The following is an 18255-nucleotide window of genomic DNA, read 5'->3' on the forward strand; positions in this document are numbered from 1 at the left end:
ATATGTATATAGCTCAGGCATTTAATGTATTACACGATTGGTGGCGGTATTTAGTAGGACTTGTGATTATTGTTATTGCTGTAGTAATAGGTCAAATTCCTTTTACCGTAGCAGTCATGTTAAAAGCTGTTAAGAATGGGGATAATTTATTTGGAATGGATGGAACGAAAATGATGACGCTTTTGGAACCAAATCTAAATCTGTTTTTAATGTTATTGTCATTTGCCGTTGGTTTATTGGGATTATTATTAGTCGTTAAATACTTGCATAATCAATCGTTTACCAGTTTAACCACATCAAGAAAAAAGATAGATTGGAAACGTTTTTGGTTCATATTTTTTGTTTGGGGTATTGTTTCAAGTGGCTTAGTGATAGCCGATTATTTTATGTCTCCAGGGGATTATGTGATAAACTTTAAACTCATACCATTTTTAATACTATGTGTTATCGCCATTGTTTTTGTTCCACTCCAAACAAGTTTTGAAGAGTATTTATTTAGAGGGTATTTGATGCAGGGTATAGGAGTGATAGTAAAGAATAAATGGATGCCTTTACTTATTACTTCTTTGGTTTTCGGGTTATTACATATAGCCAACCCAGAAGTAGATAGATTAGGGTCTGTAATCATGGTTTATTATATAGGAACTGGTTTGTTTTTAGGAATTATGACTTTAATGGATGAAGGCATGGAATTAGCTTTAGGCTTTCATGCAGCCAATAATTTATTTACAGCTCTTTTAGTAACTGCCGATTGGACTGCTTTTCAAACGCATTCTGTTTTAAAAGATATGTCTGATCCAACAGAAATGGGTTTTATTGAAATTTTTATGCCCGTTTTTATAGTATTCCCCATATTACTTTTTATTTTGGCTAAAATATACAAATGGACCCATTGGAAAGAAAAACTCTTTGGAAAAGTAATTGAACCATTAAAAACAGAAACTTTAGTTTTAGAAGATGGCCATTCAAGTGATAACTAATTTTAAATTCATTCACGAAAAATTCAAATTAAATGGGGTTTATTATTCCAATGAAGCCCTTTTGCATGTTGCCTCTAATTTTATAAAAGAAGGTGAGCCATACGAAAAAGAAGTTGGCAAGTTTTTACAACATTGGTTAGATGAAAATGAGTTTGTTGTAGTCAAGACCTCTGGCTCAACAGGCACACCAAAATCCATAAAAATAAAGAAACAAGCGATGGTTAATTCAGCCTTAGCAACAGGCGAATTCTTTGATTTAAAACCAAGTGACAAAGCATTACATTGTTTACCCACACGATTTATTGCAGGAAAAATGATGTTGGTTAGAGCGATGGTTCTAGGTTTGGAAATAGACTTGGAAGCACCAACAGCCCATCCAGATTTTAATATTTATAGAGCATATAACTTTTGTGCCATGGTCCCACTGCAACTTGATAACATCCTACAGGATTTTAATCTTATTAAAACCATTATTGTGGGAGGGGCTCCAGTTTCAACGGCATTAATAGAAAAACTTCAAGGCATCGATTCCCATGTTTATGAAAGCTATGGTATGACAGAAACGGTTACCCATATCGCACTTAAAAAACTAAACAATCTACCGCCATCGCTAAGAGGCAAGGCGAAGCGATCTGCCGAATCTTTTAAAACGCTTCCAAACATCCGCATTTCAAAAGATGAAAGAGATTGTTTGGTCATTGATGCACCAAAACTTTCAGAAGAAAAAATAATAACCAATGATCTAGTGGAAATCTATTCTGAAACCGAGTTTAAATGGCTGGGACGTATAGATAATGTGATAAATTCGGGCGGATTGAAATTTTTCCCAGAACAAATAGAAGCCAAACTTCAAGATAAAATACAAGCACGTTTTTTTATTGCTTCAAAACCCCACGAGACGTTAGGAGAACAACTTATTTTGCTTGTAGAAGGCGGTATAGAATCAATCGATCCTTCTGCTTTTTCAAGCTTAAAAAGAAACGAAAGACCTAAAAACATTTTTACCTTAAAGCAATTTGTTGAAACAGCTTCCGGTAAAGTTCAACGTAAAAAAACAGTGGAGTTAATAAGCCATAATTGGAGTTAATAAATTAGAGACTGTTTAAGTTTTATCCTTTGGCTCTTTTATGTGCCTTTTTCCGCCATACATCAGCTATTTTCGGTTCGTGGTTATGTACCTCTCCCTCGCGGCAGCCTGGCTCCTTCGCTAAAAAGGTCTCCCCAGACCTTTTTTATACGCTCGGCCCTGTCTGACAAAAAAATACTCTATAAAACATTCCAAAAACAAAATTTAAACAGTCTCATAGTTAACTCACTCAAAAGTACACTTCCCTCATTGGTGGTTTTATTGTAAAGTGATTGGGTTTAGTTTTATGCTAAACTTTAAAATCGACTACAATGAAAACATTATTAAAAATCATTTTTGTGTTGACAATTTCAATACAAATACAGGCACAAGAACGACTAATTACGGGTAAAGTAACCGCAGCAGATGATAATTCGCCCATTCCTGGGGTAACTATCGTAATTAAAGGAACATCTACAGGTGTAACAACAAACTTTGATGGTTTATACCAAATTAAAGCGAACAATACAGATGTTTTAGTGTTCTCATTTGTTGGTTATAAAACAGAAGAAAAGCTAGTTGGTAAACTAAATACCATTTCGGTAGCACTAGAAGCAGATGTTTCACGTTTAGAAGAAGTGGTAGTTGTTGGCTATGGCACACAAAGAAGGCGCCATGTAACTGGAGCTGTAACACATGTTTCTGCTTCTCAAATTAAAAAAAACAAGCAAGAAGCCTATCACAAAAAATTGGCAAACCAAATGCAGCATCATTCGGTTTCTAATCCATTGCAAGGTAAAATTGCAGGTGTTGCTATTACAAATGGTACAGGGAATTCCGGTTCAAACACGCATATTGTTATACGAGGTACTTCAACCATCTCTAAAAACAGCGAACCATTAGTGGTTGTTGATGGAAAAATAAAGCCTTATAATGTGGTAGAATCTATAAATCCGAAGCAAATAAATGACATAACGGTCCTTAAAGATTCCAATGCAACGGCTATTTACGGAAATAGAGCTAATAATGGTGTTATTATAATTTCAACAAAGAATAATGACGACACATCAAAAGAACCACTATACATTGTTGATGGTGTTCCTATTAAAAAAGAGCACAATTACATTATTAAAAATCTTCCTGAATCTGATATTGAATACAAAACAAGCTACGGAAAAACCGAGGCCAAAGATAAGTTTGGTAAAATAGCAAAAGATGGATGTGTGGTCATTACAACACATCAAGGAAATTTTAGATTAAACAATCAAGAAAGTTATGCTGTAATTGAGGAGAATGCGTTTGAAAGAACCTCGCTTGCTCCGCTTTCAACATTTTCAATTGATGTAGATAAAGCGTCATACAGTAACATTAGGCGAATGATTAACAATGGAATAGCTATTGAGCCAGATGCGGTTAAAATTGAAGAAATGATTAACTATTTTGATTATAACTACCCACAACCAACAGATGAGCACCCGTTTTCAATCAATACTGAAGTCGCTAAAACACCTTGGAATAATACCACTAAGATTGTTAAAATTGGCTTACAAGGAAAAACCTATGATAACGAAGAATTACCAGCTTCAAATCTAACTTTTTTAATAGATGTGTCTGGATCTATGAGTTCGCAAAACAAGTTGCCGTTGTTAAAATCGGCTTTTAAGTTATTGGTAAATCAGTTAAGAGACCAGGATAGAGTATCTATTGTGGTATATGCAGGTGCGGCGGGCGTTGTGTTAGAACCAACTTCTGGAAAGCATAAAGAGAAAATAATAAGTGCTTTAGATAATTTGAACTCCGGCGGTTCAACCGCTGGTGGCGCCGGTATTTTACTGGCGTATAAATTAGCTGAAGAAAATTTTAAAAAGAAAAGAAATAACAGAGTGATTTTGGCAACCGATGGTGATTTTAATGTTGGGACTTCTAGCGATAAAGCGATGGAAACCTTAATAGAAGAAAAGCGTAAATCGGGTGTATTTTTGTCGGTTTTAGGTTTTGGTTATGGAAACTATAAAGATTCAAAATTGGAAATTTTGGCAGATAAAGGAAACGGGAATCATGCTTATATTGACAATATGCAAGAAGCTCAAAAGGTTTTTGGAAAGGAATTTGGAGGTACTTTATTTACCATTGCAAAAGACGTAAAAATTCAAATTGAATTCAACCCTAATAAAGTACAAGCATATAGATTGATTGGTTATGAAAACAGAATGCTAGAAGATGAAGATTTTATTGATGATACAAAAGATGCGGGCGAATTAGGCAGCGGGCATACTGTTACTGCATTATACGAAGTGATTCCTGTTGGCGTAGATAGTCATTATTTAAAAGATGTTTCCGATTTAAAATATGCAAAAACGGAAGTGACTAAAGCGTATTCAGATGAACTGTTTACCGTGAAATTTCGTTACAAAAAACCAGATGCTGATAAAAGTATTGAAATGGTGCATGTTCAAAAGGATGTGGTTTCAGAAGCTTCTAAAGACTTAGAGTTTGCATCGGCAGTGGCGTTGTTTGGGATGCAATTGAGACATTCCAAATACCATAACAATTCAAAAATAGAAGATGTTATTGCACTAGCTAAATCGGGTAGGGACAATGATAAAGATGGCTATAAATCAGAATTTATGCGATTGGTTTCTTCCTATCAAAATTTATAGATAAAAATAAGAGCGACTTTTAAAGTCGCTCTTGCTTTATTGCTGCATTTTAAAATAATAATCTAAAGAATGTTTTCCAGAGCCATACAATAAGAAAAAGCCACATATTAGTAATACTGCTATTGCTAAAATTAAGTTGTTAGTATGCATTTCTCCAACAAAATTTATTAGTATCGCTCCAATTAAAATTGGTAATTGCGCAATTATTGCCCATCGTGTTAGTAAACCAAAGGCTATTAAAACGCCTCCTATAAAATGTGCAGGAGCAACATAGTGTACAACGATCATGCCTCCAACCATATTTTCCATTGGTTTAAAAAGTTGTAAAAGCATCATACTGTCGGCCATAAAGCTAATACCTTTTATAAAAAGGAATATGCCCAAAGCAACACGGAGCAAATCAAGCGGGAAATAGGTATGCCCATTCGCCCACTTATTGAGTGTTTTTATTGTATCCATGATTAAAATTGTTGATTTTCAATACAAAAGATACAAAATTATAATGAGAAGTTAAAATTTAAACCTGTAAAACGCCCAAATTGAATGGTTTTTCAATAGGAGCGTGGTTAGCAGCTTCGATACCCATACTAATCCATTTTCGGGTATCCAAGGGGTCAATAATAGCATCTGTCCAAATGCGTGATGCAGCGTAATACGGAGAAACTTGCGTATCGTATCGGTCTTTTATTTTATTATAAAGCTCGTTTTCTTTCTCTTTTGTGATTTTTTCTCCTTGTTTTTCTAAAGAAGCTTTTTCTATTTGAAGCAGTACTTTGGCGGCAGAGTTACCGCTCATTACAGCAAGCTCTGCACTTGGCCATGATACAATCAATCTTGGGTCGTATGCCTTTCCGCACATAGCATAATTACCGGCACCATAACTATTTCCTATAATTACTGTAAATTTAGGCACAACCGAATTACTAACGGCATTCACCATTTTTGCACCATCTTTTATAATGCCTCCATGCTCGCTTTTGCTGCCAACCATAAAACCAGTAACATCTTGTAAAAATACTAAAGGAATTTTTTTCTGATTGCAGTTAGCAATAAAACGGGTCGCTTTATCAGCACTGTCGTTATAAATAACACCACCAAATTGCATTTCGCCTTGTTTGGTTTTTACCAATTTTCGTTGGTTGGCCACAATACCAACTGCCCAACCATCTATTCTGGCGTAACAGGTAATGATGGTTTTTCCATATCCAGCTTTATATTCGTCAAATTCGGAATTATCAACCAACCGTTTGATAATCTCATACATATCATATTGATCTGCTCTCGATTTTGGTATAATGCCATAAATATCTTCAGGGTTTTCTTTTGGTTTCTCAGCGCCTATTCGGTTATAACCCGCTTTATCATAATCACCAATTTTCCCAATGATATTCTTTATAGTATCTAAAGCATCTTTATCATCTTTGGCCTTATAGTCGGTTACCCCAGAAATTTCACAATGTGTAGTAGCGCCACCAAGCGTTTCATTATCGACCGTTTCTCCAATAGCCGCTTTTACTAAATAACTGCCAGCTAAAAAGATGCTTCCCGTTTTGTCAACAATTAAGGCTTCGTCACTCATAATAGGTAAATAAGCGCCACCAGCAACACAACTGCCCATAACCGCAGCTATTTGGGTAATACCCATACTGCTCATTATGGCATTGTTTCTAAAAATACGTCCAAAATGTTCTTTATCAGGAAAAATTTCGTCTTGCAAAGGCAAATACACCCCGGCACTATCTACTAAATAAATGATAGGCAACTTGTTTTCAATAGCAATTTCTTGGGCTCTTAAATTCTTTTTTGCTGTAATAGGAAACCAAGCTCCAGCTTTGACGGTGGCATCGTTGGCAACTACAATACATTGTTTTCCATTAACATAACCAATTTTCACAACCACACCAGCTGAGGGACAACCGCCATGAGATTCATACATGCCTTCTCCTGCAAAAGCAGCGATTTCAATAGATTTTGAATTTTTGTCCAATAAATAATTAACACGCTCGTGTGCCGTCATTTTTCCTTTGGCACGATGCTTTTCAATGCTACTTTTTCCGCCTCCTAAATGTACTTTAGCAAGCCGATTATTAAGTTCTGATACTAAAAGTTTATTGTAATCTTCGTTTTTGTTGAAGTTTAAATCCATTGACATTTTCTTTGAAGCTAAAATACAAAAGTTTCAATTACAGAATAACGAATGTTAATGTTTTATTAAATTATATTACATGGAAATAGTTTCCTTGGAAAATAAACAATTTTATCTTACATTTGTATCATCAAAATGATAATTACGTGAAGCATCCATGAGAATAACATTCACACACACGAGGATAATTATTCAGGGTGTTCCATCTGATCAAATTAAATCAATAAATATAAATAAATGAAAAAAATTATAGCCTTTGCAGGTACAAATAGTAAAGAATCAATAAATAAGAAATTAGCAATTTATGCTTCGAGTTTGGTAGATAATGTTTCTATAAATATTTTAGACTTAAATGATTTTGAAATGCCTTTATATGGTATTGATTTGGAAAAAGAGAAAGGTATTCCAGAAAACGTACATAAATTTTTAGATTTAATAAAAGCTTCAGATGGTATTATATTATCATTGGCAGAACATAACGGAGCCTACTCTACGGCCTTTAAAAATGTTTTTGATTGGATATCTAGAATTGATGGTAAGCTTTGGAGCAATAAACCCATGTTGTTAATGGCAACATCACCTGGAGCTAGGGGAGGTGCAAGTGTGTTGGAAATTGCAAAAAGTAGATTTCCATATATGGGAGGCAATATAGTTTCAGAGTTTTCATTACCAAGCTTTGGAGAGAATTTTATAGAGAATAAAATTGTAAATTCTGAGCTTCATTCAAGCTTGTTAAAGGCAATAACAAAATTTCAAAACAATCTATAAGATGGAAATAAAGCAAATAGACAACGGAAAAGAAGGTGCTTTTTATATAGAAATTGACGATAAAAAAGTAGCAGAAATGACCTATTCGCATGCTGAACCTAATAAAATTATAATAGACCATACCGAAGTGAGCGAAACACTAAAAGGTCAAGGTGTGGGGTATAAATTGGTTGAAGCATCGGTAGATTATTTGCGAGCTAATAACTTAAAAGTAATTCCCCTATGTCCATTTGCCAACGCGGTTTTTAAGAAAAAGCATCATGAGTATGCAGATGTTTTAGCCTAAATAAGTTATAAAATGGGAGACATTAGTAAAGATATCAATTCAACATTCGCCAATAACAGAATTAAAGCGCTGTTAAACATTTTATATACAGCCAATTGGATTTCAAGTTACCAAAATGAGTTTTTTAAACCTTACGGAATATCGCCGCAACAATACAATATTCTTAGAATATTAAAAGGCGCCGGAGAGCCTATAAATGTTCAGCTTGTTAAAGATAGAATGATTGAACGTTCACCAAACGCTACACGATTGATGGATAAACTATGTTCTAAAAACTATATTGAACGTTTAGCTTGTGACTATGATAGGCGCGTAGTTAAAATAACAATTACTAAAGAAGGACATGCCCTTTTAGATGCCATTCCAGTTAATTTAAACAATGAATTATTAAAAAATTTAAGTGAAGAAGAAGCAGAACAATTAAGTAATCTGCTAGATAAAATGAGATAAAATTCCTGCGTAGGCAGGAATCTTATGAAATAAACTTTAGTACATGGCAAAAATCCAAATATATTCAATGTGACATTCAATTTTTGTCATGCACTAAAAAAACAAGCAATAAAAAAAGATTCCCTCCTTCGGGGGAATGACAAAAAACATATATATGAAAACAATAATTCATAAAGCCGATAGTAGAGGATTTGCAAGCCATGGTTGGTTACAGGCAAATCATTCGTTTAGTTTTGCAAATTACCAGAACCCGGAAAAAGTGCATTTTGGTGCATTGCGCGTGTTGAATGATGACATTATCGCTCCAAAAATGGGTTTTGGAACACACCCGCACGATAATATGGAAATCATTACCATTCCGTTAAAAGGTGTTTTAAAACATAAAGACAATATGGGTGACGAATGGTTATCCGTGTTGCCAGGAGAGGTGCAGGTTATGAGTGCGGGAACCGGTGTACAGCATTCAGAGATCAATGGGTCTGTAGATGAGCATTTGAGTTTGTTCCAAATTTGGATATTTCCCAATAAGCAAAATGTAGCACCACGATACGACCAAAAATCATTTGATGCTAAAGAAAGAAAAAATAAACTTCAAACATTAGTAAGTTCTATAGATGAAAACCATGAAGGGAGTTTAAAAATCCATCAAGATGCTGTGATTTCTAGAATTGATTTAGATAAAAGTACCGCGTTTGAATACAAACTTAAAAGCGAAAATCATGGCGTTTATATCATGACTATTAGTGGTAGTGTGTTGATTGATAACACTGTTTTAGAAACACGTGATGCTGCGGGTGTTTCTGAAACGAAATCTTTTGCAATTAAAGCAGAAAAAGATTCTAGTTTGTTGTTTATTGAAGTGCCCATGGAATTTTAAATAGAATTTTAAACTGAATTTAAAGTAAAAAGCGTCCTTTTTGAGGATGCTTTTTTACTTTTAGAATGTGTTTTATAATACGTATCCTCCAAGTTTATTCGTCTCAACGACTATTTGTACAGTTCATAGCATATGTGTTAGTTGTTTTCTTTGAGTGGTTTATTTTTGTGCGAATTTTTAAACCCCAGATTACAATGATGCTTAAAAAAGAAATTTTTTTGGTTTTTCTTATTGCCAATACTTTTATAATTCATTCTCAAACTCCCGAACTTACAAAAAAAGATTCAACCATTGTTAGTTCATGGATTTTTGGAATAGGCTTTAATATTGTTGATGATTCCGATGATAGATCCCATAAATTATTTGATTTTAAAGAAGGGTGGAATGCGGTACCATTCCCGTCTAGATTAAGTATCGGAAAATATTTTAAAAGCGGGTTAGGACTTGAGGCAATTGCTTCTTACAACAAATATAAAAAAGGTAAGATTGCTGATGGTTTGCCAGTTACCGATGATAAAGATTATTATTCTATTGATTCCAGATTAAGTTATGATTTGAATAAAATTATTGGAGAAACGGGTTGGTTTGATCCATATATTGGTGTAGGAGCTGGTTATACACATTCTAATGACATTTCTAGAGGAACCTATAATGCTGTATTAGGATTTAGAACATGGTTTTCAGATAGATGGGGATTGGATATAAACACATCAGGTAAATGGACTATGAATCGTAATTATACAGACCATTTACAACACGCTGTTGGTGTTGTATACAGATTTAATATTAAAAAAGATTTAACAGAAGAAGGAAAAGCTAAGTTAGAATTAATTAATGAAGAAAATGAAAAAAATCGAGTTAGCGATTCTATCATGTTAGCCAATAAACAAGCCGAAGAAGCTAGATTATTAAGTGAAAGATTAGAAAAGGAGAAAGAAGCAACAAGGCTTGCTGAACTTGAAAAGGAAAAGGCTGAGACTAGAAATAAAATACAAAGTAAAATAGATGCTTTAGAAAAAATACATTTCCCTTTCAACTCATCAAGTTTAACAGTAGTATCTAAAAATACATTAAATAAATTGTTGCAAATATTAAATGAGCACCCAAAATTGTCAATAGAAATCACCTCACATACCGATGCCAGGGGCTCTGATATTTATAACCATAAACTTTCTGAGAGCAGATTAAAAAGCACACTCGATTATTTATTTGATAATGCTGTTGAAAATGATAGAGTTGTTGGTAAAGCATTTGGAGAAGAAAAGCTTACTAATGAATGTGATGATCATGTTAAATGTACTGAACTCAAGCATCAACAAAACAGGAGATCCGAAATCAAAATTATCAGTTTTTAATCTAAAGAATTTACTCTTCAGAGGACAAAAAACGGGGATATCTTTTTATGGATTTCCCCGTTTTTTTAGAGATATATCAAAATGGTGTAAGTAAAAAAAAGGCATAAATAAGAGACTCCCCAAATTTGGCTTTTGGACTATCGTAGAGTGTGTTTTTTCGTCAGGCGAAGGTGTTTTGAGATTCATAGCCATAGCTATGGACCGAAAAATAGCTGAAGTATGGCGGAAAAAGGCACATAAAAGAACCTAAGAATAAAACTTAGACAATCTCTAAATGGATTTTTTTATTTGTAAATTGGGATTTTCAATACTTATTTGAAGATCGTCAGCTATGGGGTTTATTACTAACTCATTCACTTTTGTGTTTGTAATTCCAAATTTAAAAGGTTCTGTAAAATCACCTGTTTCATTGTTATTTTTATCTAAAGATGTAACCACAAAAACTTTAGTATCTATTTGAGTTTGGGTTAATGCCAATTCATTTCCTGCTATAATGTCAAGTATTTTAGAACCATCATTCCTGTTCAAAATGGCTTCATTAGCATTATCAAAGACATAAACAACATACTTCACAGGTAAATCACCATCTGGAGCAGCTACTGGCGTGTCCCATAAAATCTTTAAAGGTTCAAATCTAATATTTGCAGGCTTTATAGGGCAGATGCTATCTTTACCTGTACCTAAAATGGGCGGTGCAAAAGATTTATACTTAAAGTGAGTACTGTTTAAAAGCCCATTTAATCCTTTCAAATTATATTTTATAGCATTGTAACTGTATGCTATTTGACCAAAACTAGCATCCATTATTTCCGTTTTATTTTGATTGATTTGGTTTTGAATTTCTGTGGTTTCCCAAGCTTTTTTGCCGTCCAATTTATAAAAGCCCTGGCTTACATACAGTTGTTTACAATAAAGTTTTGCTTGATTATTCCACCACTTAGAAAGCGCTGTATAATCTTGTTTTCCATTTATATTCCAATATAATTGAGGCGCTAAATAATCTACTTTACCCGCATTTAACCAAGAAATAGGGTCGCAAAATAAATCGCTGAATGAAGAAGTGCCGCTAATGCCTGATGGTGTACCCGATTTCCAAATTCCAAAAGGACTCACACCAAATACGATATTTTTATTATTGTTAATATTGATGGTTTGTATGGCGTCATAAACCATTCCAATCATTAGGTTTACATTATTTCTGCGCCAATCTTCTATAGTGGGAATACAGGTCGGATTATTATCTCTATATGTTTGAGCATCTTGTGGGATAGCTTCCATACCAGAATATGGATAGAAATAGTCATCAAAATGGATACCATCAACATCATACCTATTAGCAATATCTTGAACTACACTAACTATGTAATCTCTTACGGCAGGAAGTCCTGGATTAAGCATTTTTAAAGACAATGCCTTATCAGTGTTATTTAATTTAGCTTGAAAAGTCCATGTTGGATGTAAATTTGCCACATTATTTGGGGCTAATACCATTGCTGGTGTTTGTTTAACTCTGTACGGATTTAACCAAGCGTGTAAATCCAGACCTCGCGCATGTGCTTCTGTAACTGCAAATTCCAAAGGATCCCATAATGGGGAGGGTGCCTTTCCTTGTGTTCCCGTAAGCCAATAAGACCAAGGGTCGATTGATGAGGCATACAAAGCATCACTTTCTGGACGTACTTGCAAGAAAACTGTATTGTAACCGTTTGCTTTAAGATTGTCTAAAATTGTAATTAGTTCTGTTTGTTGTTCAGTGGGTGTTGCGTTGCGGTTTGTTGGCCAAGAAAGACTGGATATGGAAGGCACAAAAACACCTCTTAAATCCGCTTTTGGAGTTGTAATTCCTTTACCGGTTTGCGCTTGTATAGCAATACAAAAAAACAGAAAATAAGGGGCAAATATTTTCATTTGTTTATATATGTTGTTTTTTAATTGTCAGATGGAACACCTTTTATAATCATCTTCGCATGTGAATGCGCTTCTCATTGGGTGTTTCATATTATTATTTTTGGAATCCAATAATTTCCAAGTTCAAGTTTTAAATGATTATATTCCTTCAACTTGTCTTCTATAGATTTATTGTAAAATAACGAGTAAATTTAAATAATTTATAGACATGAATTAGAATTAGTGTATAAAAGCATAAATAAATTATACTTTTTTTTTAGATTAAACAAAAGTACTTATTGTATTTAGTAATTTCTAAATGCTAAAATGGATTTCCTATCAAGTTAAAATTAAGCTTTCAAAAGGCGGTCTTTTTTATTTAAAAATGCGATATTTGTGCTGTAAATTTGCGCAAGGGATTGCAGCGGCATCCTTTTTTATGTGGTATTATTATCGAGAGATTCTTTAAGTACATATAAAAAAGATATAGCGGAAAGCCCGACCTTGTTTTTTCAAGGGTGCGCCCTAAAACTAAATAACTAATTATGGCAATGAATAAAAATACAGTATTGGCTTGGGCCACAACAATTATGATTATAGTTGGTGTCGCATTAATTTTAATGGGCGCTTTTAGATACGATGATGTAGCTGGTTGGGGTTTTGCAGCAGTAGGGATCGGTTTTTTTGCCATTGCTTGGGTGTTTAACGCTTTAAAAGGTAGAGTATAATGAGTGACGATAAGAAAGTTATCTTTTCAATGTCTGGTTTAACCAAGACATTCCCAGGGGCGAATACGCCTGTGTTAAAAAATATTTATTTAAGCTTTTTTTATGGGGCTAAAATTGGAATTTTAGGTTTAAATGGTTCTGGTAAATCTACCTTGCTTAAAATAATTGCTGGTGTTGAAAAGAATTATCAGGGTGATGTTACATTTTTGCAAGATTACTCGGTTGGATATTTAGAGCAAGAACCAAAACTAGATGAGAGTAAAACCGTTTTGGAAATTGTAAAAGAAGGTGCAGCTGAAACTGTAGCTATTCTTGATGAGTACAACAAGATAAACGATATGTTTGGTTTAGAAGAGGTTTATTCTAACCCAGATAAAATGGACAAACTCATGGCCAGACAAGCTGAGCTTCAAGATAAAATTGACGCATCAAATGCTTGGGAACTGGATACTAAGTTAGAGATTGCTATGGATGCACTTAGAACGCCTGATGGTGATAAAAAAATAAGTGTATTGTCTGGAGGAGAGCGCCGTCGTGTCGCTTTATGTAGATTGCTTTTACAAGAACCAGATGTGTTATTGCTAGATGAGCCTACCAACCACTTAGATGCAGAATCGGTGCATTGGTTGGAACATCATTTGGCACAATACAAAGGAACTGTTATTGCCGTAACGCATGATAGATACTTTTTAGACAATGTCGCAGGTTGGATTTTAGAGTTGGATAGAGGGGAAGGTATTCCATGGAAAGGTAATTACTCATCGTGGTTAGACCAAAAATCGAAACGTTTAGCACAAGAAAGTAAAACAGCTTCTAAACGTCAAAAAACCTTAGAGCGCGAATTGGAATGGGTACGTCAAGGTGCTAAAGGACGTCAAACCAAGCAAAAGGCGCGTTTAAATAATTATGATAAGCTAATGAGTCAAGATCAAAAGCAGCTTGACGAAAAACTGGAAATCTATATTCCTAATGGACCACGCTTAGGAACCAATGTTATTGAAGCGGTTGGTGTAAGCAAGGCGTTTGATGATAAATTGTTATACGAAAATTTAAATTTCAAACTACCACAAGCAGGAATTGTTGGTGTTATTGGACCTAACGGTGCCGGTAAAACCACCATTTTTAGAATGATTATGGGCGAAGAAACCCCAGATAAAGGTGAGTTTTTGGTAGGTGAAACAGCAAAGATTGCGTACGTAGACCAAGCACATTCTAATATAGATCCCGAAAAAACCATTTGGCAGAATTTTAGTGATGAGCAAGAGCTTATTTTAATGGGAGGTAAAGAAGTAAATTCCAGAGCTTATTTAAGCAGGTTTAACTTTTCTGGTGGTGAGCAAAACAAAAAAGTAAAATTGCTTTCAGGTGGTGAGCGTAACAGGTTACATTTAGCCATGACACTTAAAGAAGAAGGCAACGTGTTGCTTCTGGATGAGCCTACTAACGACCTTGATGTAAATACTTTACGTGCTTTAGAAGAAGGTTTGGAGAATTTTGCAGGTTGTGCGGTAGTCATATCACATGATAGATGGTTTTTAGATAGAATTTGTACCCACATTTTAGCTTTTGAGGGTGACAGCCAAGTATATTTCTTTGAAGGTAGTTTCAGTGAATATGAAGAAAACAAAAAGAAACGTTTAGGAGGCGACTTAACACCTAAGCGCATAAAGTATAAAAAATTGGTTCGTTGATAATGAATGACCTGTTTATAAATAAAAAAAGCCTGCTATAGCAGGCTTTTTTTATTTATAAATTATGATTAATTGCCACCATACATGTGGCCATCAGTAAAATCTTTATAGGTTGTTTCTTGTTTTGCCATTTCCTCGCTTATTTTATCTAAGCGTTCATTCTCTTTTTTCAGTTTATAAGACTTTCTAATACCTAAAATCAATAATACAGAAAAGAAAACAACAACTATAACTAAAATGGTTACAATATTTGATTGGCTTATTGCAAGTGTTATAGGTTGAAAGGAGGTTAAAAAATTTGATGTCATTATAGAAAAAAGTTAGATTTAATAGCTAGTCAAATATAATGTATTTTACTTACTAAACAACTATAAATGATGACATTAAAAACATATAATATATAATGTGTCATACGAATAAATAGAAGATATTCTATTTGTTTTTAAGCATTATAGGCAGAGAGTTAAATAATGAATTGGTAATAAATTTTATCAACAATAGTTAAATGTTGTAGTAATTTGATGTTTTTTTGCCGAAATTGCCTCTCATATTTTGATAAACTTATTTTACTATTAATGATGTCGTCTGATAAATTAAAGAACATTAGAACAGAAGTACTTTCCAACAACTATTATACATTAAACAAATTAACATTCGATTATAGGTTAAGTAACGGAAACTGGGTAACTCAAGTACGGGAATGTTACGATAGAGGTGATGGAGCAGGTATCTTGCTCTATAATAAAGAAAAAGGTCGTGTTATTTTAACGCGTCAATTTAGAATGCCCACTTTTTTAAATGATAATAAAGATGGCTTATTAATTGAAATTTGTGCAGGCATGTTAGATAAAGATAATCCTGAAGCTTGTATAATAAGGGAAACGGAAGAAGAGGTAGGCTATAGGTTAAAAGAAGTAAAAAAAGTATTTGAAGCCTATTCTTCGCCTGGTGTTATGACTGAAAAAATGCATTTTTTTGTTGGAGAATATACCGATGCTATGAAGGTAAGCGCTGGTGGAGGTTTGGAAAGTGAGCACGAAGATATTGAGGTTCTGGAATTACCATTTACAGAAGCGATTGCCATGCTTAACAACGGTGAGATATACGATACCAGAACCATTGTATTATTGCAGTATGCACTAATACATAAGTTAGTTTAACACCTTAGAAACTGTTTAAATTTTATCTAAAAGCCATTTTTGTATCATTTATTTTTTTATAGAGAAAATTAGCTTTGATAGCAACCTCTGCAAAATCGTATTTTTTTTTGTGAATGACATTATTTTATATATTCATTTTCAAAAGGAATCATTTTCAGCAATCATACGCTTCAATAAAATCAGCAATTAAATAGGCAATGAGCTTACCAACTTGTGTTTCAGTTTTTTTAGTAGGGGCAGCTTCGCAGATATGCAAATAACAAGCATTTACATTCTTACCAAAATAAGAAACAAAACTTCTTGCTTTATTAACACTAAAGCCACTTGGGGTCATGGCACTACTTGGTATATTTTCTATGGCATCACAATCTACTTCAACACCAAAAGGTCTGTCGGCTACATGATTTAAAGCACGTTCAAGCTCTTCCTTAAACTTCAATTCTTTGCCAACAGCTAAATCTTCAAACACATTATATTTGATTAATTTGAATTTTTTCAACGATTTAAACAATTTATCTGAAGTATAGTTTCTTTGCAATCCGAAAATAAAATAGCTATTTAAAAACCCTTCCGCGTAAGCATAACTAAAACCATTTCCGCTATGGCGACCTTCTTCGGGTCTAAAATCGGAATGTGCATCAAAGTTGATAACATTTATAGGTTTCTTTAAAGCTAAACTGCAGCCTTTTATATTGCCATAAGCATTGTTATGCCCGCCACCAATAATAATAGGCTTTTTTCCTGCCGAAACAATCAGCTGAATAATATATGTAACGTGTTTATCTATCTCGCTCACAATTTTTCTAGCTTTGGCAATGCTTTTCTTTTTATCTGGATCTAGTTCAGAAACCTTTATTAATTCTTCAGTAAAATCAAGATGCCCTAAAATTAAAACCTTGTTTGCCTTGACAAACTCATTGCTTTGTATGTTCAATAAAACTTTTAATGTAGCACCCCAAGCCTTTGACGCACCCATTTTCCCGTAATTTGCATACACACCAACATCTTCGGGTAAACCAATAATTACATGAGTGACATCCAAATTTATAAGTTGGTCGTATATATTGGAGATGGTGGTTAATATTTGAATATGTTCACCAAATTTGGATTCACCTTGGCGTTTGTTTAATAATTCGTTTAAAGTTGTATTGTTAAATAAAACCAGTTTATCCATAAAAAAGTAAATAAATTATGAAATAAAAATACATCATTATTTATTTATAGTATTAAAAAAAATAAAGTATTATATTTAAAAAACATTAGACTTTAAAAAACATTAAAAACAAGTGATTATGGAAAACAACAAAAGTAGTATGGGGCTTAAGGTAGCATTGGGTATTGCATTGGTTTTATTTTTAGGAACTGCATTTTACACAATGAATTTGTACCAAAAAAGCTCGAAAGTTCAAAAAGACTTAACCGAGCAAAAACAATTAGTAATGAACGATTTAAGTGCAATGGCAAAACAATACGATGAAGCCATTAGCGAGAATGAAGTAGCTAATAACGATTTGATTGAAGCAAGAGGACGTATTCAAGGATTAATCGATTCGTTAAAAATTTCTGAAACTAACGTTAAGAGTTTGTGGAGTTATAAACAAAAATATGCATCATTGCAAAAAGAAATGGATGTTTTGTTAGCTGAAAACGATAAACTAAAAGTACAAAATTCTTATTTAGCAACATCTTTAGACAGTACGCGTGTTCGTTTGGAAGAACGCACTATGTTCTCAGATTCATTGTTAATCCAAAATACAGCATTAGCTGATGTGGTTTCAAATGCCGCAGTGTTAGGTGCTGTAAACATGAAAGGTTTTGGAGTCATTGAAAGAACTTCAGGAAAATTAATACCAACAGAAAGAGCTAGTCGTACGGATAAAATTAGAGTGTGTTTTACTGTACCAAAAAACAAATTGGTTCAGTCTGGTGATCAAGAATTGTACGTTCAAGTTATTGACCCAAAAAGCAAAACGTTAGGTCTAAACGAGCAAGTTATGTTTGGAGATAAAACTTTTAACTACAGTATTATAAGTAAATTCAATTATGAAAATTCAAGTTTAGATGTTTGTGAATTTGTTGCATCTAAAGGTAGTTCTGAATTTCAAAAAGGACGCTACATTGTAAATGTTTTTAACGAAAAAGATTTAGTAGCTACATCAGAGTTCACTTTAAAATAAACTACATATAATATTTAATGAAAA

At 33.7% G+C, this 18255-nt stretch carries 17 protein-coding genes; 12 read left to right on the forward strand and 5 right to left on the reverse strand.

Translation table 11 applies throughout. The features are described 5' to 3' along the window. Positions 1–2 precede the first annotated feature (2 nt). The 3 genes from CJ739_RS16375 (at position 3) to CJ739_RS16385 (ending at position 4706) form a co-directional block, all read left to right on the forward strand. A complete protein-coding gene (locus CJ739_RS16375) occupies positions 3–980 on the forward strand; it encodes a CPBP family intramembrane glutamic endopeptidase (protein ID WP_117177228.1) in 978 nt (325 codons plus the stop codon). Then, on the forward strand, positions 958–2067 hold the full coding sequence (locus tag CJ739_RS16380; protein ID WP_117177230.1) for an AMP-binding protein: 1110 nt from the start codon (positions 958–960) through the stop codon (positions 2065–2067). Before CJ739_RS16375 ends, CJ739_RS16380 begins: the two co-directional genes overlap by 23 nt. Positions 2068–2378: 311 nt before the next feature. Further along, complete coding sequence (locus CJ739_RS16385) at positions 2379–4706, forward strand: VWA domain-containing protein (protein ID WP_117177232.1); 2328 nt, start codon at positions 2379–2381, stop codon at positions 4704–4706. Between the two features lie 36 nt (positions 4707–4742). Here CJ739_RS16385 and CJ739_RS16390 read toward each other — a convergent pair whose 3' ends face one another. Beyond that, the gene (locus tag CJ739_RS16390; RefSeq protein ID WP_117177234.1) at positions 4743–5165 is read right to left on the reverse strand and encodes a DoxX family protein; all 423 of its coding nucleotides are present in this window, start codon (positions 5163–5165) and stop codon (positions 4743–4745) included. Positions 5166–5223: 58 nt separating this feature from the next. Beyond that, on the reverse strand, positions 5224–6852 hold the full coding sequence (locus CJ739_RS16395; protein ID WP_117177236.1) for an acyl-CoA carboxylase subunit beta: 1629 nt from the start codon (positions 6850–6852) through the stop codon (positions 5224–5226). Positions 6853–7089: 237 nt separating this feature from the next. Between CJ739_RS16395 and CJ739_RS16400 the strand changes: the two genes are divergently transcribed. From CJ739_RS16400 to CJ739_RS16420, 5 genes are all read left to right on the forward strand, one after another. Beyond that, positions 7090–7620 (forward strand): NADPH-dependent FMN reductase, encoded by a 531-nt coding sequence (locus tag CJ739_RS16400; RefSeq protein WP_117177238.1) that lies wholly within the window; start codon positions 7090–7092, stop codon positions 7618–7620. A gap of 1 nt (position 7621) precedes the next feature. Continuing rightward, positions 7622–7906 (forward strand): GNAT family N-acetyltransferase, encoded by a 285-nt coding sequence (locus tag CJ739_RS16405; protein ID WP_117177240.1) that lies wholly within the window; start codon positions 7622–7624, stop codon positions 7904–7906. Positions 7907–7918: 12 nt separating this feature from the next. After that, positions 7919–8356 (forward strand): MarR family winged helix-turn-helix transcriptional regulator, encoded by a 438-nt coding sequence (locus tag CJ739_RS16410; protein WP_117177242.1) that lies wholly within the window; start codon positions 7919–7921, stop codon positions 8354–8356. A 154-nt stretch (positions 8357–8510) separates the two neighbouring features. Then, on the forward strand, positions 8511–9233 hold the full coding sequence (locus tag CJ739_RS16415) for a pirin family protein (protein WP_117177244.1): 723 nt from the start codon (positions 8511–8513) through the stop codon (positions 9231–9233). Positions 9234–9427: 194 nt separating this feature from the next. Next, complete coding sequence (locus tag CJ739_RS16420; protein ID WP_236951533.1) at positions 9428–10588, forward strand: OmpA family protein; 1161 nt, start codon at positions 9428–9430, stop codon at positions 10586–10588. 270 nt (positions 10589–10858) lie between these two features. On the opposite strand, the gene CJ739_RS16425 is transcribed toward CJ739_RS16420, so the two are convergent. After that, a complete protein-coding gene (locus tag CJ739_RS16425) occupies positions 10859–12496 on the reverse strand; it encodes a glycoside hydrolase family 10-like protein (protein ID WP_117177246.1) in 1638 nt (545 codons plus the stop codon). Positions 12497–13020: 524 nt separating this feature from the next. On the opposite strand from CJ739_RS16425, the gene CJ739_RS16430 reads away from it, so the two are divergent. Then, on the forward strand, positions 13021–13203 hold the full coding sequence (locus CJ739_RS16430) for a CAL67264 family membrane protein (protein ID WP_117177248.1): 183 nt from the start codon (positions 13021–13023) through the stop codon (positions 13201–13203). Then, positions 13203–14894: an energy-dependent translational throttle protein EttA gene (gene ettA, locus CJ739_RS16435; RefSeq protein ID WP_117177250.1), complete on the forward strand. Its 1692-nt coding sequence runs from the start codon at positions 13203–13205 to the stop codon at positions 14892–14894. The genes CJ739_RS16430 and ettA overlap by 1 nt, the downstream gene beginning before the upstream one ends. Before the next feature lie 68 nt (positions 14895–14962). Here the strand turns inward: ettA and CJ739_RS16440 are convergent, their stop codons facing one another. Then, positions 14963–15202: a hypothetical protein gene (locus tag CJ739_RS16440; protein WP_117177253.1), complete on the reverse strand. Its 240-nt coding sequence runs from the start codon at positions 15200–15202 to the stop codon at positions 14963–14965. Between the two features lie 267 nt (positions 15203–15469). On the opposite strand from CJ739_RS16440, the gene CJ739_RS16445 reads away from it, so the two are divergent. Beyond that, on the forward strand, positions 15470–16054 hold the full coding sequence (locus CJ739_RS16445; protein ID WP_335645409.1) for an NUDIX domain-containing protein: 585 nt from the start codon (positions 15470–15472) through the stop codon (positions 16052–16054). Positions 16055–16208: 154 nt separating this feature from the next. On the opposite strand, the gene CJ739_RS16450 is transcribed toward CJ739_RS16445, so the two are convergent. Beyond that, positions 16209–17228, reverse strand: coding sequence for a formimidoylglutamase (locus CJ739_RS16450; protein ID WP_117177257.1), 1020 nt, complete (start codon positions 17226–17228; stop codon positions 16209–16211). 118 nt (positions 17229–17346) lie between these two features. Here CJ739_RS16450 and CJ739_RS16455 point away from each other — a divergent pair, with 118 nt between their 5' ends. Beyond that, entirely contained in the window at positions 17347–18231 is an 885-nt protein-coding gene (locus CJ739_RS16455; protein WP_117177259.1) for a DUF8428 domain-containing protein, read from the forward strand. The last annotated feature ends 24 nt before the right edge of the window (positions 18232–18255 follow it).

The organism is Mariniflexile sp. TRM1-10, from assembly GCF_003425985.1.
In the GTDB taxonomy this organism is placed as follows: domain Bacteria; phylum Bacteroidota; class Bacteroidia; order Flavobacteriales; family Flavobacteriaceae; genus Mariniflexile.